At 58.6% G+C, this 21,303-nt stretch carries 20 protein-coding genes; 2 read left to right on the forward strand and 18 right to left on the reverse strand.

The window, feature by feature from the left end; genetic code table 11:
• Nucleotides 1-8 precede the first annotated feature (8 nt).
• From BVL55_RS09310 to rpiA, 16 genes are all read right to left on the reverse strand, one after another.
• On the reverse strand, nt 9-1,103 hold the full coding sequence (locus BVL55_RS09310; RefSeq protein ID WP_075996659.1) for an ABC transporter ATP-binding protein: 1,095 nt from the start codon (nt 1,101-1,103) through the stop codon (nt 9-11).
• 301 nt (nt 1,104-1,404) lie between these two features.
• The gene (gene ttcA / locus BVL55_RS09315; RefSeq protein WP_075996660.1) at nt 1,405-2,295 is read right to left on the reverse strand and encodes a tRNA 2-thiocytidine(32) synthetase TtcA; all 891 of its coding nucleotides are present in this window, start codon (nt 2,293-2,295) and stop codon (nt 1,405-1,407) included.
• Nucleotides 2,296-2,408: 113 nt separating this feature from the next.
• Nucleotides 2,409-3,026: a 30S ribosomal protein S4 gene (gene rpsD / locus BVL55_RS09320; protein ID WP_075996661.1), complete on the reverse strand. Its 618-nt coding sequence runs from the start codon at nt 3,024-3,026 to the stop codon at nt 2,409-2,411.
• 235 nt (nt 3,027-3,261) lie between these two features.
• Entirely contained in the window at nt 3,262-3,993 is a 732-nt protein-coding gene (locus tag BVL55_RS09325) for a proteasome-type protease (RefSeq protein WP_075996662.1), read from the reverse strand.
• 52 nt (nt 3,994-4,045) lie between these two features.
• Nucleotides 4,046-4,855 carry a transglutaminase family protein gene (locus tag BVL55_RS09330; protein WP_075996663.1) on the reverse strand — a complete coding sequence of 270 codons (810 nt, stop codon included), beginning with the start codon at nt 4,853-4,855 and terminating at the stop codon, nt 4,046-4,048.
• Nucleotides 4,856-4,859: 4 nt separating this feature from the next.
• The gene (locus BVL55_RS09335) at nt 4,860-5,801 is read right to left on the reverse strand and encodes an alpha-E domain-containing protein (RefSeq protein WP_075996664.1); all 942 of its coding nucleotides are present in this window, start codon (nt 5,799-5,801) and stop codon (nt 4,860-4,862) included.
• A 4-nt stretch (nt 5,802-5,805) separates the two neighbouring features.
• The gene (locus BVL55_RS09340; RefSeq protein ID WP_075996665.1) at nt 5,806-7,233 is read right to left on the reverse strand and encodes a circularly permuted type 2 ATP-grasp protein; all 1,428 of its coding nucleotides are present in this window, start codon (nt 7,231-7,233) and stop codon (nt 5,806-5,808) included.
• Between the two features lie 57 nt (nt 7,234-7,290).
• The gene (gene murI / locus BVL55_RS09345) at nt 7,291-8,091 is read right to left on the reverse strand and encodes a glutamate racemase (RefSeq protein ID WP_075996666.1); all 801 of its coding nucleotides are present in this window, start codon (nt 8,089-8,091) and stop codon (nt 7,291-7,293) included.
• The gene (locus BVL55_RS09350) at nt 8,088-8,942 is read right to left on the reverse strand and encodes a phosphatase PAP2 family protein (RefSeq protein WP_075996667.1); all 855 of its coding nucleotides are present in this window, start codon (nt 8,940-8,942) and stop codon (nt 8,088-8,090) included. Before BVL55_RS09350 ends, murI begins: the two co-directional genes overlap by 4 nt.
• Nucleotides 8,943-9,088: 146 nt before the next feature.
• Complete coding sequence (locus BVL55_RS09355; RefSeq protein ID WP_075996668.1) at nt 9,089-9,520, reverse strand: DUF7282 domain-containing protein; 432 nt, start codon at nt 9,518-9,520, stop codon at nt 9,089-9,091.
• 99 nt (nt 9,521-9,619) lie between these two features.
• The gene (locus BVL55_RS09360) at nt 9,620-10,006 is read right to left on the reverse strand and encodes a GFA family protein (RefSeq protein WP_075996669.1); all 387 of its coding nucleotides are present in this window, start codon (nt 10,004-10,006) and stop codon (nt 9,620-9,622) included.
• Nucleotides 10,007-10,132: 126 nt separating this feature from the next.
• The gene (locus BVL55_RS09365) at nt 10,133-11,509 is read right to left on the reverse strand and encodes a class II 3-deoxy-7-phosphoheptulonate synthase (RefSeq protein ID WP_075996670.1); all 1,377 of its coding nucleotides are present in this window, start codon (nt 11,507-11,509) and stop codon (nt 10,133-10,135) included.
• A 109-nt stretch (nt 11,510-11,618) separates the two neighbouring features.
• Nucleotides 11,619-12,251, reverse strand: a complete 633-nt coding sequence (locus tag BVL55_RS09370; RefSeq protein WP_075996671.1) for a gamma-glutamylcyclotransferase family protein — start codon at nt 12,249-12,251, stop codon at nt 11,619-11,621.
• 2 nt (nt 12,252-12,253) lie between these two features.
• A complete protein-coding gene (gene gor, locus BVL55_RS09375) occupies nt 12,254-13,642 on the reverse strand; it encodes a glutathione-disulfide reductase (protein ID WP_075996672.1) in 1,389 nt (462 codons plus the stop codon).
• A 119-nt stretch (nt 13,643-13,761) separates the two neighbouring features.
• Nucleotides 13,762-14,265 carry a DUF2059 domain-containing protein gene (locus BVL55_RS09380; RefSeq protein ID WP_075996673.1) on the reverse strand — a complete coding sequence of 168 codons (504 nt, stop codon included), beginning with the start codon at nt 14,263-14,265 and terminating at the stop codon, nt 13,762-13,764.
• A gap of 91 nt (nt 14,266-14,356) precedes the next feature.
• On the reverse strand, nt 14,357-15,046 hold the full coding sequence (gene rpiA / locus BVL55_RS09385; protein ID WP_075996674.1) for a ribose-5-phosphate isomerase RpiA: 690 nt from the start codon (nt 15,044-15,046) through the stop codon (nt 14,357-14,359).
• Between the two features lie 190 nt (nt 15,047-15,236).
• Between rpiA and BVL55_RS09390 the strand changes: the two genes are divergently transcribed.
• A complete protein-coding gene (locus BVL55_RS09390) occupies nt 15,237-15,905 on the forward strand; it encodes an HAD-IA family hydrolase (RefSeq protein ID WP_075996675.1) in 669 nt (222 codons plus the stop codon).
• A 52-nt stretch (nt 15,906-15,957) separates the two neighbouring features.
• On the opposite strand, the gene BVL55_RS09395 is transcribed toward BVL55_RS09390, so the two are convergent.
• Both BVL55_RS09395 and BVL55_RS09400 read right to left on the reverse strand, forming a co-directional pair.
• Nucleotides 15,958-16,839, reverse strand: coding sequence for a PRC-barrel domain-containing protein (locus BVL55_RS09395; RefSeq protein WP_075996676.1), 882 nt, complete (start codon nt 16,837-16,839; stop codon nt 15,958-15,960).
• 351 nt (nt 16,840-17,190) lie between these two features.
• Nucleotides 17,191-19,317, reverse strand: coding sequence for a putative bifunctional diguanylate cyclase/phosphodiesterase (locus tag BVL55_RS09400; RefSeq protein ID WP_162841483.1), 2,127 nt, complete (start codon nt 19,315-19,317; stop codon nt 17,191-17,193).
• Between the two features lie 315 nt (nt 19,318-19,632).
• Between BVL55_RS09400 and BVL55_RS09405 the strand changes: the two genes are divergently transcribed.
• Nucleotides 19,633-21,288, forward strand: coding sequence for a fumarate hydratase (locus BVL55_RS09405; RefSeq protein WP_075996678.1), 1,656 nt, complete (start codon nt 19,633-19,635; stop codon nt 21,286-21,288).
• Nucleotides 21,289-21,303: the final 15 nt, after the last annotated feature.

Genomic DNA, 21,303 nt, shown 5'->3' on the forward strand with positions numbered 1-21,303 from the left:
TGTCATGTTCAACCGGCAAAATCGAGGGCTTTGCAATCGGATGCAGACCAGCCGATGTTGTAGGTCTTGCCCTCTTTCAGCGACCGCTTGATACCGCGGTTGCGAACCTTGACAATGAATTCGGGATTGCCCGCCACCGACATCACCACCCGAAGGTGGTCGCCAAGATACAGGACTTCCAGAATCTTGCCCTTCACGACATTGTCGTGGTCATGGGCGTCGTCGAATTCCACGCGTTCGGGGCGCAGGGAAATTGTCGTCTTGTCTCCCACAGCCGACACATTCACCGCTTCGGCCTTCAGCTTGGTCCCGTCATCCAGAACCACTTCGCAAATGCCCTTGCTCAGCTTGGTGACCTTGCCGTGCAGCTTGTTGTTCTCGCCGATGAACTGGGCGACGAACGAATTCTGCGGGCTTTCATACAAGGCATCCGGCGGCGACAATTGCTGGATCACACCGTCCTCGAACACAGCCACACGGTCCGACATGGTCAGCGCCTCGGTCTGGTCGTGGGTCACATAAACCACAGAGACGCCGAGATTTTCGTGAATATGCTTGATCTCGTATTGCATCTGCTCGCGCAGCTGCTTGTCGAGCGCGCCCAGTGGCTCGTCCATCAGCACCAGTTCGGGATCGAACACCAGGGCGCGGGCCACGGCCACGCGCTGCTGCTGGCCGCCGGAAAGCTGCGCCGGGCGGCGGTTGCCGAATGCACCCAGTTCCACCATTTCCAGGGCGTGTTTTACCTTTGCTTCCTGATCGGCCCGGCTCAACTTGCGTATCTGCAACGGGAACGCCAGGTTCTCGGCGACACTCATGTGGGGAAACAGCGCATAGTTCTGAAACACCATGCCGATGCCCCGCTTGTAAGGCGGCACATTGTTGATCGGATGGTCATTCAGAAAAATCTCGCCATGAGTCGCAGGCTCAAAGCCCGCAAGCATCATCAGGCAGGTCGTTTTCCCGGAGCCCGATGGCCCCAGCATGGTCAGAAATTCACCAGGCGCAATATCCAGATTGAGGTCCTTAACGACGAGATTTTCGCCATCGTAACTTTTCTGTACTTTTTCAAAGCGTACAGCTGCGCCCTTGCTGGAACTCATAAAGACCTTCCCTCCCTTTCATCAAGCTGCCGCTTTGTCCTCCCGCGGCAGTCTCAATGCAAATTTTCCTCGCAACCATATACGGTTGTGCAGCAGATTCAACCGTGCAGGAAACTGCTTTTCTGCAATGGTTAGCACAGCGCCTCCCAGCACCGCCTGCCAGCCACAAAAAACTACATCGTCCTGTGCCTCACTGTCCTTAATAAGGCATTTCATGGTCGCTGACAGACATTAAACTGTCCCGGCGGCGCCACTTTGGCGACCGATGTCAGAAATTGCGCAGTTGCCTGCTGTGCCTGCCCTATTCCTCCTGCAACCGCACCAGATTGGCAAAATCAAAAATCCGCCCATCCATAAGGTGCGACGGCCGGACATTGGAAAGCGCCCTGATCATGGTGTCCTTGCGGCCCGGCATGCGCGATTCGATGTCATCCAGCATTGCTTTCATGGCACTCCGCTGCAATCCGTCCTGACTGCCGCACAGATCGCAGGGGATGATCGGAAAGGCCATGTGCCGGGCGAATGCCGCCAGATCTGATTCGGCGGCAAAGGCAAGCGGTCGCAACACCAGCGTTTCGCCCTCGTCATTGACAAGTTTTGGCGGCATCGCGCCCAGCCGGCCGCCATGAAACAGGTTCATGAAGAAGGTTTCGAGAACATCCTCCCTGTGATGGCCGAGCACCAGCGCATCACAGCCCTCCTCCCGGGCGATGCGGTAAAGATTGCCCCGCCTCAGCCGCGAACAAAGCGCGCAATAGGTTGCCCCCTCCGGCACCTTGTCGGTGACGATGGAATAGGTGTCCTGATATTCGATCCGGTGGGCAACGCCGATCCGCGAGAGATAATCGGGCAGAACATGTTTGGGAAAATCCGGCTGGCCCTGATCAAGATTGCAGGCGATGAGATCAACATCCAGAAGGCCGCGCCATTGAAGATCGATCAGGACCGCCAGAAGGCCATAGCTGTCCTTGCCGCCGGAAAGGCCGACCAGCCAGCGCGGCCGCGCTCCCTTGCCGCCCCCTCGGCCGCTTGGCGCGCGCTCCACCATGTTGAAGCGCTCGATTGCCTCTCTTGCATGGCGCACCAGCCGCTTGCGCAGCTTTTTGAAAGCCACCGAAGACGGCGCATCGGCAAACAGCGGATGGGCTGCCTGCGGGACATCATCGGTTTTCTGCGGTGTCTGGTCGTTCATGATCCAGCTTTTATCCCATCGGCGGCGATTTTTCACCGGCGTTTTTCATCGCTCACAAAAAACGCCCGGTCTGGTGACCGGGCGTTGAGCAAATCTGTATTCGGCGCTGGTGATCAGCGCGAATAAAATTCGACCACCAGGTTCGGTTCCATGTGGACCGGATATGGAACATCTGAAAGTTCCGGCACACGAACATATTTGGCAACCATTTTGGCGTGATCGGCATCGATGTATTCCGGCACATCGCGTTCGGCGAGCTGGCTTGCTTCCAGCACCATGCCAATCTGGCGTGACTTCTCGCGCACTTCAACCACATCGCCCGGCTTGCAGCGGTAGGACGCGATGTTGACGCGCTTGCCGTTGACCTTGACGTGGCCGTGGTTGATGAACTGGCGGGCGGAAAACACGGTCGGCACGAACTTGGCGCGATAGACAATGGCATCCAGCCGGCTTTCCAGCAGACCGATCAGCTTTTCGCCGGTATCGCCGCGCAGGCGCACGGCCTCGGCATAGATGCGGCGGAACTGTTTTTCGGTAATGTTGCCGTAATAGCCTTTCAGCTTCTGCTTGGCACGAAGCTGAATGCCGAAATCGGACAGTTTGCCCTTGCGGCGCTGGCCATGCAGGCCGGGGCCGTATTCACGGCGGTTGACCGGGGATTTCGGACGCCCCCAGATGTTTTCGCCCATGCGGCGGTCGATTTTGTATTTCGATGATATACGCTTGCTCATTGCATTTCCCTTCAACCGGTAACAGCGCCGCAAACCGCAGCACATAAGGAAACGCACCCTCCTCTGCCGGTCGTTTTCACCGGCTGACAGAATTTATCGCGCACGTTTTGCGAACAAATTCACGGGATACGTTAAAAAAGAACCGGGCAAATTGCCCGGGACCGGCGCGGAGATAGGCCAATGCGGCACGATTGTCAACGTTTTCAGGCCATCACACGCGGTTCATTGCCGCATTTTACAGCTCCGGGTCCGGCAGCGAGGCAAAGGCTGTTTTCAGCGCCTCGCCCCATCCGCTCGATACCAGCTGGAAATAGGGCTCATCCGCGGTAATCCGCTTTTCCAGCCCGCGTTTGAAACTGTCGGCCTCGTAAATCTGGACATCGATCGGCAACCCCACCGAAAGATTGGCCTTGATGGTGCTGTCGAAGGAAACCAGCAGCAGCTTGACCGCTTCGGCAAAGCTCATCCCGGCATCATAGGCGCGCACCAGAATGGGGCGGCCGTATTTCGTTTCGCCGGCCTGGAAAAACGGCGTGTCGCCGGACGCCTCGACGAAATTGCCTTCCGGATAAACCAGAAACAGCCGCGGCTCGCCGCCCTTGATCTGGCCGCCGACGACAATGGTGCCCGAAAACTGGCTCTCGGCCGCCTGTCCGGTTTCTGCTGACGTGGCAATAACCTCACGAAGCGTCTTGCCGACCAGGGTAGCAACCTGAAACATGCTCGGCACCTCGATGATCGAGGGATTGCGTTCAGACGGTGCCTTGCTGCGTTCGTCCAGCAGGCTGACCACGGACTGGGTTGTCGCCAGATTGCCGGCCGTCATCAGGGTGATCAGCCGTTCCCCCGGAACTTCCCAGGTGAACATCTTCTTGAACACGGAAATGTTGTCGACACCGGCATTGGTCCGTGTGTCGGACATGAAGACGATACCCTTGTCGAGCTGCAAGCCAACGCAGTAGGTCATGAGGTGCGGTCCGGATTGAATGGCCGGCGGAGAATCCCGCCGATACCGGCTTTTACTGCTGGACCTGGATGTTCACAAGCATCTTGTCGTTACCCCTATCGCCCTTGCCGTGGTGCAGGCCGGTGACCGGCGCCGCCTCCCGGTAATCGAGGCCAACGGCAACCCGCACGTAACGTGCATCGGAGGAAATGCCGTTCGACACGTCGAACCCGACCCAGCCAAGCCCGTTGAAATACACTTCCGCCCATGCATGGCCTGCTTCCTGGTCAACCCGGTCGTTCATCATCAGATAGCCGGAGACATACCGCGCCGGAAACCCCAGCTCACGGGCAAGCCCGATCAGGATATGGGTATGGTCCTGGCAAACCCCCTTGCCCACTTCCAGCGCTTCTTCTGCGGTCGTCTCGCTGCTCGTCACACCCGTTTCATAAGACACAGCGTTCAAAATCAGCGCCGAAAGCGCATGCAACTGGGTCACATCCGTTTCATGATCTGATCCCGCTTCACGCAGCAGCGCCCTGCCCCTGCTGGCGGGCTGGGTGAGCGGTGTCTGACGCTTGTAGTACCAAAGCGGCGCAAAGCCCGCATGCTCGCCGACAACCCCTGCCGTATCGCGGGTTTCCACCTCCCCTTCGCAGGCAACCGTGATCTCTCGGGATTCCCCGTGATGGGCCGCAAGGATTACCTCATTGCGGTGCTGGTCGGTAAACCGCAACTGTTCTTCCGCGCCATTGAGCGTGACCGTCCAGCCCACAACGTTCTGGATGGCGTGCTGGCGCGGCATCATCCGCAACTCCATCAAGCCGTAAGACACGGACGAAGCGTGCAGATATTTGGTTTCATGGCGGATTTTCAGCAGCATCGCTCTACTCTGTGAACCGGTAGTCGGCCTCAATCTGCAGGCCAAGGGCATTGTTCCGGGTGATGAACTCGGCAATGTATTCATGCAGACCCCGTTCGAAGACCGAGGCGATCGTCAGCGACCGCAATTCATCATAGATCTCCTGGGCCATGTCGTGACAGTCATGGCGCGCGCCATAATCAGATTCCAGATAGGCCAGATTGGATCGGATCTTGCCATAACAAAAGGCAAGTGCTCTCGGCATGCGCCGGTCGAGGATCAGAAATTCGGCAATCGCCGCCGCATTGGTCTCGCCATTGTGCACATGGCGGAAGGAGCGGTGCGCCGATACCGAACGCAGAATGTTCTCCCATTGCACATTGTCAAAGGCAGATCCCACCGGCATGGCCGAGGGCAGCAGCACGTAGTATTTGACATCCAGGATACGGGCGGTGTTGTCGGCGCGTTCGACAAACGTGCCGAGGCGGGCAAAATCATAGGCATCGTCACGCATCATGGTTCCGTGCAATGCGCCACGCACCAGCGCGCTTTGCTGGCGGATCGTGTTGAGAACGTCCGGCAGTTCGCGTTCGCCCACCTTGCGTTGCAGCACGGTGCACACCGCCATCCAGCATTCATTGGTTGCCTCCCAAACCTCACGGGTGAGCGCGGTGCGCACAAGACGCGCATTGGTACGCGCAGCAGTAATGCAGGAAAGTACGCTTGTGGAACTGTCCGTCTCACGCAACAGGAAATCGACCACGCCGGCCTGGTCGAACGCCTCGCTCTTTTCAAGATAGGCATCCCGCACACCGGCTGTATCGACCACAGAAGCCCATTCATCGCTCGATGCGTGGGGCCTCGTCAGCGACAGCCGAAGACCCGCTTCGACAAGGCGCGCAACATATTCGCTGCGCTCCAGGTACCGGAACATCCAGAACAGCCCGCCTGCGGTCTTGCCCAGCATCACTCTATTCCCCCAGCACCCAGGTGTCCTTGGTGCCGCCTCCCTGCGAGGAGTTGACCACCAGCGAACCCCTTTTCAGCGCAACCCTGGTCAGCCCGCCTGGCGTGATGGTGATCTTCTCGCTGGAAACCAGCACAAAAGGCCGCAGGTCCAGGTGGCGCGGGGCAAGCCCCTTCGAGGTCAGAATCGGCGCCGTCGACAGCGCCAGCGTCGGCTGGGCAATGTAGTTTGCGGGCTTTGCTTCTAGTTTCCTGCGGAATTCTGAAATCTCGCGCTTGCTCGCTGCAGGCCCCACCAGCATGCCGTAGCCGCCGGAACCGTGCACTTCCTTGACCACCAGTTCTTCCAGATGCTCCAGCACATAGGAAAGCGCCTCGGGCTCGGAACAGCGCCAGGTCTCGACATTTGCCAGCAAGGGTTTTTCGCCGGTGTAGAACTCGACGATGTCGGGCATGTAGGAATAGATCGCCTTGTCGTCGGCAATGCCGGTACCGGGAGCATTGGCTATGGTAATGCCGCCGGAGCGGTAGACATCCATGATGCCCGGCACGCCGAGCATGGAACTCGGATTGAACACCAGCGGATCGAGGAAGTCGTCATCCACCCGGCGGTACATCACGTCGACGGGCTTGTAGCCGCGTGTCGTGCGCATGGCGATGCGCCCGTCGACAACCCGAAGGTCATGCCCCTCGACCAGTTCAACGCCCATCTGGTCCGCCAGAAAGGAATGTTCGAAATAGGCCGAATTGTAGATCCCGGGGGTAAGAACACAGACAACCGGCCTGTCCGTGCATTTGTCAGGCGCGGCCGCCGCCAGCGAGCTTGCAAGGTCGCGGGGGTATTTCGAAACATCGCGCACCCGGTTGCGGGCAAACAGTTCGGGAAACATGTGCAGCATCGTCTCCCGGTTTTCCAGCATGTAGGAGACGCCCGACGGCGTGCGCGCATTGTCTTCAAGAACGAAGAAGCTGTCAGGCCCGGTGCGAACCAGATCAATGCCGACGATATGGGTGTAGATGCCCCCTGGCGGCGTAACGCCGATCATCTCCGGCAAGAATGCTTCATTGTTGGCGATCAGTTCGACAGGTATCCGCCCTGCCCGCAGGATTTCCTGGCGATGGTATATGTCATGCAGAAAGGCATTGATTGCCTGCACCCGCTGCTCGATGCCACGTTCCAGTTTCGACCATTCGCTGGCGGAAATGATGCGCGGCACGATGTCAAAGGGGATCAGGCGTTCGGTCGCCTCCTGCTGTCCATAAACATTGAATGTGATGCCGGTACGGCGGAAGAATGCTTCAGCTTCGGCCGATTTCTTTTTCAGCCGCTGGATGTCTTCGCCTTCGAACCATTGGACATAACCCCGATAGGGATCGCGGGGGGTACCGTCCGTATTTGACATTTCGTTGAAAAACTCAGGCAACGCTGTCATGGCGTTACCTTAACGGCTTGTGTGTGTTGCGCAAGCCACCAATCCAAAACAGGGCATCTATGACGGCGCTGAACGCACGCCCAAACCGAAACCGCGCAACAGTTTTGCCGTCAGCGCATCGGGTTTGCCGCTGGTGAAAACGGCAGCATCCTCCTGTTGCACCTCACCCTTCTGCCGCGATGTCGGCAGCGGTTCGGTCAAGGAAGCGGCACGGCGGGCAATCGCTTCCGATGTGTCGATCCAGTCGACCGGCCAGGGCGCCATTTTTCGCATCCGGTTGACCAGGAACGGATAGTGGGTACACGCCAGCACCACGATGTCGGTTCGCTTGCCGTCCTGTTCGATGAAGCAGGGCATAATTTCCTTTTCAACCGCAGCTTCGTCCACCATGTTGCCCCGCATGTAGCTTTCGGCAAGCGCTGCCAGCCCGGTGCTGCCGACCAGCCGCACATGGCATTTCGAGGCCCATTCCTCAATCAGGTCGCGGGTATATTGCCGCCGCACGGTACCGGGTGTGGCCAGCACCGAGACGAGGCCTGACCGCGTCCGCTCGGCAGCAGGTTTGATCGCCGGCACCGTGCCGACAAAGGTCTGGCCGGGATAGACTTCCCGCAAATGCGCAATCGCCAGGGTGGAGGCGGTATTGCAGGCAATGACGATAATTTCCGGCTTCCACTCGGCGATGAGATCGCCAAACAGGCCGGTCATGCGCTCCCGAAGCTCTGCTTCCTCCCAGTCGCCATAGGGAAAGGCGGCATCGTCGGCCACATAGATGAAACGCCGGTCGGGCATCAGCACCCGCGCCTCCCGCAGCACCGTCAGGCCGCCAATGCCTGAATCGAACACCATCACGCTCATCGTTTGCCTGCCCTTCCCAGAAGTTCCGGCCAGCGGTGCAGATGCCCCTGCCCCTCGCCGCGAAGTTCGATCCCTCCGTTGTCGGTAAAGCGGAAAAGCAGCCTTTTGCGGGCAAAGCTCCTTGCCCATAGAAACGTAAAGCCCGTACCAACCACCAGACCCGCAAGGACATCGGAAGGAAAGTGAACCCCGATGAAATTGCGGCTCACCGCCACCGCAAGGCCGAGCGCAATGAACAGCCAGCGGAACCTGGGAAACAGCAACACCAGACACAGCGTGAGCGCGCCGGACGTGGTGGCGTGGCCGGAAGGAAAACTGGCAAAATCATAATCGGCGGTAAACGGCATCGCCTCCCACGGCCCTTCGCCTGCAACCTGCGGCGGGCGGGCGCGGCCAAAGACGATCTTCAGCCCGTTGGTGATCAGCCCCGAAAGTGCCACGGCAGTAAAGAGGAAATAGGCCGTCAGCATCAACCGGTGCCACAGACGGTGCAACGGACCGGCAAACCGGTCTGCCGTGCTCACGGTAAAGACCAGCATGACCAGCCCGCTGGCCCACAATATCCAGTCAGAAAGACCAAGATAGGTAATCAGTTCGAAAAACACCTGGTCGCGGGTGGCGCCGCCGCGCACAGCCTGCAGATAGGGCTTGTCGGCAAACCACACCAGGATCGCCACCGCTACCGCTGCAAGGGCCACACACATCACGGACTGGGGCAGCATGAGGACGGAAAACCGGCGGTCCAGCCGCCGCCGGCTGATAAACACAAACCAGCTTGCAATGCGTTGCAGCCAGTTCTGTGGTGCAGGCTGCACCCTGCGGGCAATATCGGGATGTTGGCGCTTGGTCACGGAGCTGGCAGCTGCTTGTTGTGTTCGGCGCTGCTTATGCCCTACACGCCAAAAACAGGCAACAATCGGAAAACATCAAACAGGGGCAGTCTGCGCCTTGCAGACTGCCCCTGATACACCGGTTACGCAATGAACCGGATTGCCGGTTACTTGGCGGAGATCACCGTCATCACCAGTTTGCCGTCGACCTTGACGGGGCCGTCTTCCTTGGCGCCGAGCGTATATTCGAATTCACCGGCTTTCATGCCGCCCTCTTCGCCATGCAGCATCAGCATGAGCTTGTCGCCGGAAGCAACGCTTTCATCCAGCGGTGCGGTGACATCCATGTTCTCGCCGGCCTTGACTGGCGCATGTCCGACCACAGGACCCGGCTTCATGTCGTCGCCGGTGCGGTGAACCACGAGCCAGCCATCATCGGCCGCAACAACCTTGGAAGCAGTTACGCTGCCGCCGGAAACATCCTGATCGGAGCCTTCGACCATCAAGGTCGCATGGCTGGCGGCAAATGCTGCCGTGCCTGCAAGAAGAATGGCTGAAAGGGTAACGCCGGCTATCGTGCCGTTGTGGGCAAATTTCATAAAACTCTCCATTGTCTGCCGGGCGGCCTCATGCCTCCCGCATCGAACGGTTAACGAGCCGGCGCTTTGAAAAGTTTCACCCTGTGGGAATTTCCTGCTTCAAGTTTGCGGCAATCCATCGGTCAGGTCGTAATAGTCGCCCTTGTCGGCAACGAAGATGTGCTTTTCCAGTTTCAGTCCGGTGGGCATGTCGAGGCAACCGGCCAGAATGGAGGTGAAATCGTCCTTGTCGTGTTTCCAAAACAGCGCAGAACCGCACTCTGAACAAAAGCCGCGCTTTGCGTCATCGCTCGACATGTACCATTTGAGTTTTTCAGCGCCCTCGATTTCGATCGCTTCATCGGGTGCATTGGTCGCCGCATAATAATGGCCGCTCTGCTTGCGGCACTGGGTGCAATGGCATGCAACGACCGGCCGCAGCTGCCCGGATATCTTCATCTTGATGCCACCGCACAGACACGATCCGGTATGAATTTCATCGCTCATTGCTGCCTCCAAAAACAATCTTGCCCGGCATCAGCTTAGCGGTTTTTAAGCCGGCTCAAAACGCAAAAGGCAGCCCGTGGTCCGAACCAGGGCTGCCTCCTGACAATTCCTGCAATTTGCAAAACGCTATACAGCCACCTGCTGGTCTTTTTCGTGCTTGCCCTCTTCAAGAAGCTCGGCAATCAGGAATGCCAGCTCCAGCGACTGGGAAGCATTGAGCCGCGGGTCGCAATGGGTGTGATAGCGGTCGGCAAGATCCTCGTCGCTGACGGCACGCGCACCGCCGGTGCACTCGGTAACGTCCTTGCCGGTCATTTCGAAATGCACACCACCTGGATAGGTGCCTTCGGCCTGGTGGATGGCAAAGAACTGCTGGACTTCCTTCAAAACCCGCTCGAAAGGCCGTGTCTTGTAGCCGGAGTTCGAGGTGATCGTGTTGCCGTGCATCGGATCGCATGACCACACGACCGCCTTGCCTTCTTTCTCCACCGCGCGGATCAGCTGCGGCAGATGCTCGCCCACCTTGTCGGAGCCAAAACGGGCGATCAGCGTCAGACGGCCCGGCTCGTTTTCGGGGTTGAGAATGTCGATCAGCTCGATCAGGCCATCGGGTTCGGTGGACGGACCGCACTTGAGTCCGATGGGGTTCTTGATGCCGCGGCAGAATTCCACATGGGCATGATCGGGCTGGCGGGTACGGTCACCAATCCAGACCAGATGTCCCGACGTTGCATAATGATCGCCCGAGGTGGAATCGACGCGCGTCAGTGCTTCTTCATAGCCAAGCAGCAGCGCCTCATGGGAGGTATAGAATTCCGTCTCGCGCAGGCGCGGATTGTTTTCAGGCGAGATCCCCACCGCTTTCATGAAGCGCATGGTCTCCGAAATCCGCTCGGCAAGCTGCTTGTAGCGCTCCGACTGGGGCGAATTGCGCACAAAACCCAGCATCCACTCATTGACATGCTCCAGATTGGCATAGCCGCCCTGGGCAAAGGCACGCAGCAGATTGAGCGTCGCAGCCGACTGGCGGTAGGCCATGATCTGGCGCTCGGGATCGGGAATGCGGGACTGAGAATTGAACTCGGTCGCGTTGATGATATCGCCGCGATAGCTCGGCAACGCCTCATCGCCCTTCTTCTCGATGTCGGACGAGCGCGGTTTGGCAAACTGGCCAGCGATACGGCCCACCTTCACCACCGGCTTGGCGGCAGCAAAGGTCAACACAACGGACATCTGCAGAAAGACGCGGAAGAAATCGCGAATGTTGTCAGCACCATGTTCGGCAAAGCTCTCGGCGCAGTCGCCACCCTGCAGCAGGAAGGCCTCTCCAGCCGCAACCTCGGCCAACTGGCTCTTCAGCGCCCTCGCCTCACCGGCAAACACCAGTGGCGGATAGCTTGCAAGACGCGCCTCGACCGTTTTCAGGGCTTCCTTGTCGGGATAATCGGGAATCTGCACGAACGGTTTGGAACGCCAGGAATCGGGGGACCATTTCTCAGTCATGGGCAACAACCTTGTACGCTGAACGGGTTACTTGCCGGATATACCGGGGTAAAGGCCGAAAGTTTACGGTTCGCGCGCCTTATAGGCAAGCTTGCCGCCGATTGCCAGCCTATTCAGCATCCGCGGCAGGGTCGCCGGCAAACCGCACACCAGCTTCGCGCAGCATCCGGTCGAAGCGGCGGCGGCGCGCCTCTGCCATCGGTGTCATGCGCGGATAATGGGGTGCGTGCAGGTCTTCCAGGATTTCCCGGTCAAACCCGGCCGTCGTGCGCATGAAGGCTGAAAGACCTTCTTCGCCGTGGCTGGCAAGAAAACCGTCCATCACCGTATGCAGATAGGATTGCAGCAAGGGCGGCTTGCCCGCCTGCTGGGCCCTGCCGACATAGACGAAGAAGTCAGCATGCCCCAGGCTCTGCAGCATTTCAGGTGCCTTGTTGCACGCAAGGGAAATATCCTGCGGCGTCAGCGGCACCCGGTCGTAATGGCGCTCACGCTCATCCAGGGAAGGCAGGCTGGAAGCACCATCAAACACCAGCATGCCGTGGATTTCGCAAGCATTGTCCCGATGAACGCTGAGCAGTGCGCGTTCCGGCCAGCCGTCTCCGGGGCGCGATTGCCAATGCCGCCGCCAACCCTTGAGGCGGGCCGGCACAGCGTGCCGGTAAGGGGTTGCAAGGGTTGCCAGATTGACCAGCGAACCGTAGCCAAAATAGGCAATCAGGCGGTCGGAACCCTTGTTCATACTCAGTCCACGCGTTTTCCGTCGCGCACATGATAACTCGGCGAATACAGGGTGACGAGTTCTTCAGCCGCCGTGGGGTGAACGGCCATGGTGCGGTCGAAATCCTCTTTCCTCGCGCCCATCTTGAGGCTGATCCCCAGCAATTGCGCCATTTCCCCGGAATCCGGCCCCACCAGATGGACGCCAACCACCTTTCCGGTCGCCGATTCAGCAATGATCTTCATCAGCATTTTTTCATCGCGCCCGGGCAGAATGTATTTCATGGGCCGGAAAACGGATTTGTAGACATCCAGATCACGGCACTTTTCCGCCGCCTCTTCCTCGGACATGCCAATGGTGCCCACTTCCGGCTGGGTAAAGACAGCGGTTGCCACCAGTTCGTGGTCGGGCATGGTGGGATTGTCCTTGTAGAGCGTCTCGATCAGGCACATCGCCTCATGGATCGCCACCGGCGTCAGCTGCACCCGGTCTGTCACATCCCCCACCGCACAGATCGACGGCACCGAGGAGCGCGAATACTCATCGACCACCACCTTGCCGCCCCATTCCAGCGCAACGCCCGCGGCTTCCAGTCCCAGCGCATCGGTGTTGGGCAGCCGGCCGGCAGCAAGCAGCACCTGATCGGCCTTGAGCACCTCGCCATTGGTCAGCGTGACCTCGCGCCCGCGACCGGCAGGTTCAACTTTCTCGAACTGGGCGCCGGTAATGAACGTCACCCCTTTCTTTTCCATCTCCCCGCGCAAATGAAGGCGCACATCCATGTCAAAGCCGCGCAGGATTTCATCGCCGCGCAGCACCACCGTCACCTTGCTGCCAAGCTGCGAGAGGATGCAGGCAAATTCCAGCGCGATATAGCCTGCGCCCAGAATGACAATTGAAGCCGGCAACGCCTCAAGGTCGAAGATATCGTCGGAAACAATGCAGTGCTCATGGCCTGCAAGTTCCTTCATCGGGTTGGGGCGGCCACCAACAGCAACCAGGATGGTTTCTGCGGACACCTCCTTGCCGCCGGCCTCGATGCGCACCGTATTGGGGCCGGTGACCACGGCCCGGCTGTCGATCATGTCCGCACCATTGGTGTCCAGCCCCTTGCGGTAGAGGCCCTCAAGCCGGGCGATTTCCTTGTCCTTGTTGGCAATCAGCGTTGCCCAGTCAAAACTGCTTTCACCGACCTGCCAGCCATAGCCGGGCGCATCCTCGATCAGTTTGGAATACTGGGAAGCATAAACCATCAGCTTCTTGGGCACACAGCCGCGAATGACGCAGGTGCCGCCAAAGCGGCTTTCCTCTGCAACGCCAACCCGTTTGCCAAGCGAGGCAGCAACCCGCCCTGCTCTGACGCCGCCGGAACCTCCACCAATGACGAATAGATCGTAATCAAACTGCGCCATGATCTGCCTCTGCAATCAATTGTCAAAATGAACAAGCGGACGCCGCCAAACAAAAACCCGGCATCTGTGGCCGGGTTTTTAGCTACTGCATTTTATCCAATGCATATGACAGCGCAAGCCTATTGAAGACCGGCGGCGGTCATCTTTTCGCGAACAGCCGTTGCAAGATCGCGCTGCACGCCATTGGTCCACACACGCGAGGCGCGGTCGATTTCACGCAACATGACCGGTGTTTCCGACAGAAATTTCTTGCCGGCATCGGTCTCGTAGAAATCGGCGATGGCGTTCAACTCATCCTCGCTGAAGATGCGGGAAAAAATCTGCACGATTTCACCTTCCAGATCGCCCCGGCGGCCGGCCAGCGAAATGGCGGCCTCGTCGACAAGCGCGGTGATTTCCGCTTCCTTGTCGGGCCGGTTTCGGATCAGTTCGGCTTTTGCCTGCTGGGCCATCTGGGGAAGGATGGCATCCAGACGATTGGTGGAACGGGTTGCAACGATCGCCCGCTTGGCCGCGGCCAGATGGCTTGCAGATGCATCCTGGGCATGAACGGCGGCGGTGCCGAGGCTCGCCCAGACGAATAGGGTGACGATCAGGCTGAGGGCCGATCTGGTGATGTTCATTCCTGTCTCCATTGCTCCCGGCAGTCCTGCCGGAACGTGTTCCAATGCCGCTTAACGGGGCCGCTTATCCGGGCCGCTCAACCGGCGCAAATCAGCGCCTTAATAGAGTGATACCGCCCTCTCCTGCAAGCACCAGTGTGCTAGCAAGGCCGATGAACAGGCCGTGCTGCACGACGCCGGGTATTTCCAGCAGGGCGGAAGACAGTGCTTTTGCGTCGGGAATGCGGCCAAAAGATGCATCCACAATAAAATGCCCGCCATCGGTAAGATAGGGTTTTCCATCGCCTTTGCGCAGTTCAACCGGCCCGGAAAGCCCAAGGCTTTCAGCAGCCTTTTCGATTGCCCGGTGCGTTGCGCCAAGACCGAACGGCGTAACCTCGACTGGCAGCGGAAAGGCGCCGAGCACATCCACCAGCTTGCTGTCGTCGGCGATCACCACCATGTCTGCCGAGGCTGCGGCAACGATCTTTTCACGCAACAGCGCGCCGCCGCCTCCCTTGATCAGCGTCAGGTCCCGGTCCGCCTCGTCGGCGCCATCAACGGTAAGATCCAGTTCCGGCGTTTCATCCAGCGTGGTCAGCGGCACGCCCACTTCGCGGCAAAGGGCTGCCGAGCGCTCGGAGGTGGGAACGCCAGTCACCGTAAGGCCCTTGCCCACCTGTTTGCCCAAAATCCGGATAAACTCGTCTGCTGTGGAGCCGGTGCCGATTCCCAGCTTCATGCCGTCCTTGACGAACTCGAAAGCCGCCTGTGCTGCCTTGATTTTCAATTCCCGGGACATGCAACACCCTGCCAATTGCACCTTTGAATTGGTCGTGCGCCTACCACCTGGGCTGCCACGCGCCAAGAAAAAGAATGCGGCGCCAACAGGAAATTCCATGTTAGTTGTCGCTTGTCCTGCCCTTTTTCACCTCTTGCAACAGGCCATGGTCAAAGTTAGGTCCTGTTGACAAATAGGGTTTGGAGCACGGATGAGCCAGGATTTCGCAATTGTTTTCGATCTTGACGGCACGCTGGCCGATACAGCCCCCGATCTTTTGGCATCGCTCAACCACAGCGTCCGCGATCATGGTTTTGGCGAATTCACCCTTGCCGAAATCGGACATCTGGTGGGCCACGGTTCCATCGCCATGATCCGCCGCGCCTTCGAATTGCACGATACCCATCTGCCTGAAGAACTGCTGAGCGAACTGCACCAGGAATTCCTTGTTCACTACGAAGCAAACATCGCCGTGCATTCGCGCCTGTTCGACGGCGCGGCCAAGTTGCTCGATCATCTGTCGCAGGAAGGATTTGTGCTGGCTGTTTGCACCAACAAATACGAGGCGATGGCAAGGCGCCTTCTTGGCGAACTCGGTGTGCTCGAGCGCTTTGCCGCGATAACCGGCGGCGATACCTTTGAGTTCAGAAAGCCCGATGCGCGGCACCTTGACGGCACGATTGAGCGCTGCGGTACACCACACGGGCTGATGATCGGCGATACGATCACCGATGCGGATGCGGCAAAGAATGCCGGAAGACCGCTGATCCTGGTCGATTTCGGCTATTCGTCCCGGCCTGTTGGCGAAATGGGCGCCGGCCGGGTCATTTCGCATTTTTCACAGGCCCCGCAGGCAATCGGCGAACTTCTGGCCGAATAAAAACACGGCCCGCAGCTTTCGCGGCGGGCCGGTTGAGATAGAGTGGTAAAGGTCAGCTCTGGTGTTCGGGCTGTTTTTCCAGCGCTTCCTGGGTTGCGTCGATATAGACACGAACATCGCCCCAGGTTTCATCCCGGATTACCTGCAACTCGTCGAAGGTAACGGCGATGCGGTGTTCCCCCATTCCAAGGAAACCGCCCACGTCAATCACCGCCTTGGTGATCTGGCCGTCGGTATCGACGATCAGTTCGTGGATTTCGCCAACGTCCTCTTCATTGGTGCCATATACGCGTGCACCGGTCAGGTGCTCGGTGGTCAGCTCTTCCAAGGTTGCGGTTTGATAGCCTTCCCGTTCCACTTCCGGCCGCATCAGCATTTCACGGTGCATGCCTTCACTGGCATCGGAGTCGGCTGAAGCGGTCTGTTCGCCGGTTTCCTCTGCCTCTTGCGTTGCGGCGGCAGTCTCTTCATTTTCCCCGGTGACAGCCTTCATGGCCTCCTTGTCACCTTCGCGAACATGGGCAGGTGCTGCTTCCAGCATTTCCTTGTTGGCGTTGACCACCAGGAAGAAGTCGTCGCCGTCACCGTCTTCCCGCACAAAGCGGATGCGGTCCATTTCAACGGCAATGTCTTTTTCACCGATGCCGAGAAACCCGCCAACACCCAGGATAACGGCTTTGACGGATCCTTCCCTGCTCAGGATGACATCATCGATTTCTCCGATATCATCCCATTCCTGTTCGCCACCTTCGGCAATGGCATCATCGTCGTTGACTTCGCTTTCAGTTGCATAAACGCGCATGCCGATCAGTTCGGAAGCGCGCAGATCGTTTTCCGTATAGGTGTATTCGGTAAATGCCTGCATGTGTGAGGCGGCAAGGGCAGACGTGCTCAATGCCAGCGACAGGGCTAAGGCTGAAACTATGGACTTCATGGTTCGACTCCTCGATCGTTTGTAGTTTTGCCAAAGCTCCGCCATCGGCCTGCATGCAGCAGTCCGCGTTGACGGAAGAGGCAAGACGGCTATTTCCTTCGTCAGCGCAACTCCGGTGGCGCCGTTGGGAAGGAAGAAGGAATTTCCCTTCGTTGCGATAACGCGGCAGCAGATAAAAGGTTGCGTATTCCCGTGCCGGAAGCGTTGGCAAAAAAAGAAGGGAACACGCACCATGACTTCGGGGATGGGAGAAGTTACGGACGTCGCCCGAGGTTCCCTTCTTGAGGGCAGGTTAGAGAGCTTTGCGGCAAACCGCATTTAACTTTGACATGCCTGCAGTGGTTGGCCGTCCTATGCCGCGCGACGGCGCTTTGCCGGAATCGCATTTTCTTTCAGCCATGTTTCCAGATCGTCCAGCGGCATGGGTTTTGCGAACAGAAAGCCTTGCATGACGTTGCACCCGGCAGCAATCAGCTTGCCGGCCTGGTCTTCCGTTTCCACTCCCTCGGCCACCGTCGTGTAGTCCAGGCTGTGCGCCATGGCGATGATCGTGCGCACGATTGTCTCACCATGACCGTCCTTGCCGTCCAGAGCCGAGACAAAGCTGCGGTCGATCTTGAAGACGTCAAAGGGCAGCCGCGACAACTGCGCCAGGTTGGAATAGCCAGTGCCGAAATCATCGATGGCAAACCGCACGCCGATTTCCTTCAGCGTCCGGATGTGCTCCAGCACAAGCGCCGGATTGCTCATCGCCATGCTTTCGGTAACCTCCAGTTCCAGCAGACCGGGGTCTGCCTTGGTGCGCTTGAGGATCGACTTGATGTTGCTGGCAAAGTCGGCCCTTTCAAATTGCTGCATGGAAATGTTGACAGCCACCGCAAGTGGATTTCCTTTGGTGCTGAACGCTGCGATCTGCCGGCAGGCGGTTTCGACGACATAATCGCCCAGCGGCTGAATCAGTCCGCAATCTTCGGCAACCGGGATAAACTCGCCGGGGCTGATCATGCCGTTTTCCGGATGATGCCATCGAACCAGCCCCTCCACGCCGCGAACCTTGCCGCTGTGAGCATCGACCTTGGGCTGATAGTGGAGTTCCAGCTCGCCGCGATTGAGCGCCTTGCGCAGATCAGATTCGATTTCCAGACGGCGGCCGGCCTTGCGGTTTAGTTCTTCGCAGAAGAAACGATAAGTGTTCTTGCCCTCTTCCTTGGCCTGATACATCGCCATGTCGGAATGCTTGAGCAGGGTCTGGTAATCGCTGCCGTCGCGGGGAAACGTTGCGATTCCGATCGATGCACCGATGATGATTTCCTTGCCGTCCACCGCAAAAGGTTCTTTCAGGGCGTTGAGGATACGGTGCGCCACCGTGGCAGCATCGGTTTCCTCGCGGATTTCCGGCAGCAGCAGCGTAAATTCATCGCCGCCGAGCCGGGCGAAGGTGTTGTCCTGTTTTGCGTCTTCCTCCCCGGCAATGTCGAGCAGATCCTGAGCTGCCTCCAGCGAAATCTGGTCGCCCTGGCGTATCAGGCCGCTGATCCGTCCGGCGAAGGCAGCCAGCAACTGGTCGCCAAGATCGTGACCGGAAGTGTCGTTGACGCGCTTGAAACCGTCGAGATCGAGGAACAACAAGGCCCCTGAGGTGCCATTGCGCACCACCTTCGCCACCGAGCGATCGATCTCGCGCCTGAAAAACTCCCGATTCGGCAGGCGCGTAATCTTGTCCACATAGGCAAGGTCGTAAATTTGCGACATGTTGGTGCGGATGGTGCGCACCATCTGGTTGAAGGACCGGGCAAGCTGGCGGATTTCCCGCGCACCGCGCCCTTGCGCTTCGCGCTCCAGATCGCCACCGGCAATTGCCTGTGCCGTCTCGGTCAATCCCTTTAGCGGCGCGGTGATCTGCGATACCATTCTGGCAGCAAGAACAAGGCCGATCAGCAGGATTGGAAGGATCGTGGCGAGTTTCGCCCTGATCACCGCAAACAGTGTCTCGCCAAGACCGGGAACTTCAAAGGAAATCAGCACCGAGCCAATTGCCTGCGGCTCTCCTGCAGCAGCGGAAAACCCGCTGCCGCCCGCAAGCAATGGCTCGGCGACCTCGATGCGGCCGTCAGCGATGCGAAGCGCTGTGCTTCCCGTCGCCAGGGCCTGATCATGGAGGATGTTTGAATCGATGGCGATGACGGGGGAAGTGGCAAGATCGCCATCGAGGAAAAAGGTCTTGTCCCGGTCCACAACGGAAAGCTGGCGGATATCGCCGCGCTTTCTCACCGAGACAAGAATGGACTCGATATCGTCCAGATCGAAGTAATTGAATTGCTTCTCCAGGCTGCGCGCAATCACGTTGGTAACGTCCAGCGCCGCGTCGATGCGCTGCTGGCGTTTGTGAGCGATTTCGCTGGAGGTATCTGTAAACAACTGGGCAGCGAGAAGCAGAGCCGCAACGCCCACAACCAGGCTCAAAAACCTGAAATGCATACCGGATACCATCGCTAACATGCGATGTTTCATCTTATCCACCCTTCCGGCATTATACATTTGCCGGTTGTTGTCCCCTGACGGCTGCCTTTGTACCGCACACGCAATGCCATTGGGTAAACCCGATAGGATTTGTATAAAATTCCGCGCAGGATGGTTATCGAAATCTTATCGCCGTCTTGCCTGTGCCTTGGCCGCTTCAGCATCTCAATGCGGTAAATCCACTGCCATTCCACACCCCTTCCTTGTAATTGATCCAGAGCACGCTAAGACACCGCTAATCCCGCCAATCAAAGCTCAAAGGTTTCTGCTCCGATGAACGAACGCGCTGCTCCCCCCACTGCTGGCTCTGCTGAAGACCCTGCCGGCAATGCCCTGTTTCCGCTAACCGGCGACGATACCCCCTACCGCAAGCTGACCGGCGATCTCGTGTCAGTCGACACGTTCAAGGGCGAGGACGTGCTGACGGTCGAAACCGAGGCGCTGCGCATGCTTTCAGAACAGGCCTTCATGGACATCAACCATTTGCTGCGCCCCGGCCATTTGCAGCAACTGGCGAGAATCCTCGATGACCCGGAAGCAACCGACAACGACAAATTCGTCGCCTATGATCTGTTGAAAAACGCCAACATCGCCGCAGGCGGCATCCTGCCGATGTGCCAGGATACCGGCACGGCCATCATCATGGGCAAGAAAGGCAACCGGGTGTGGACTTCCGGTGGAGACGAGGCAGCGCTTGGCCAGGGCGTGCTGGATGCCTATGAAAAGCGCAATCTGCGCTATTCCCAGCTCGCCCCGCTCTCCATGTTCGAGGAAAAAAACACCCGCACCAACCTGCCGGCCCAGATCGAACTTTATTCAGAGGGCAGCGATGCCTACAAATTCCTGTTTGTCGCAAAGGGCGGCGGTTCGGCCAACAAGACCTTCCTGTTCCAGGGCACACCCTCCCTGCTGACACATGACCGGATGATCGACTTCCTGAAGGAAAAAATCCTGACGCTCGGCACCGCCGCCTGCCCGCCCTATCACCTGGCCATCGTCATCGGCGGCCTGTCGGCAGAACAGAACCTTAAAACCGTAAAGCTCGCCTCCACCCGTTATCTCGACACCCTGCCGGTGACCGGCGGCGAGGATGCCCATGCCTTCCGCGATCTGGAGATGGAAGCAGAAATCCACAGGCTGACCCAGGCAACGGGCGTCGGCGCCCAGTTCGGCGGCAAGTATTTCTGCCATGACGTCAGGGTCATCCGCCTGCCGCGCCATGGTGCCTCGCTGCCCATTGGCATTGGCGTCTCCTGCTCCGCCGACCGTCAGGCCAAGGGCAAGATCACCCGCGACGGCGTTTTCCTCGAACAGCTTGAATCTGATCCGTCGAAATACCTGCCGGACATAACCGACGATCACCTTGGCGGCAGCGTTGTGGAGATCGATCTCAACCAGCCGATGAATCAAATCCTCAAGACGCTGTCCCAACACCCGGTAAAGACTCGCCTTTCCCTGACGGGCACCATTGTCGTTGCCCGCGATCTGGCCCATGCAAAAATCCGCGAGACGCTGGAAACGGGCGGCGAAATGCCGGAGTACTTCAAGAACCATCCCGTCTATTACGCCGGCCCCGCAAAGACGCCGGAAGGCATGCCGTCCGGCTCCTTCGGACCGACCACCGCCGGGCGCATGGATTCCTATGTCGACCAGTTCCAGTCCTTTGGCGGCTCCATGGTGATGCTCGCCAAGGGCAACCGCTCGCGCCAGGTGCGCGATGCCTGCGCCCGTCATGGCGGCTTTTATCTGGGCTCCATCGGCGGCCCCGCCGCACGGCTTGCCCAGGACTGCATCAAGCATGTCGAGGTGCTGGAATATCCCGAACTCGGCATGGAGGCGATCTGGAGAATCGAGGTCGAGAACTTCCCCGCCTTCATCGTCATAGACGACAAGGGGAACGACTTCTTCAAGGAATTGAACCTGGGCTGAAGCGAGAGTTGCTAA

It is taken from the genome of Salaquimonas pukyongi (assembly GCF_001953055.1).
Classification (GTDB): domain Bacteria; phylum Pseudomonadota; class Alphaproteobacteria; order Rhizobiales; family Rhizobiaceae; genus Salaquimonas; species Salaquimonas pukyongi.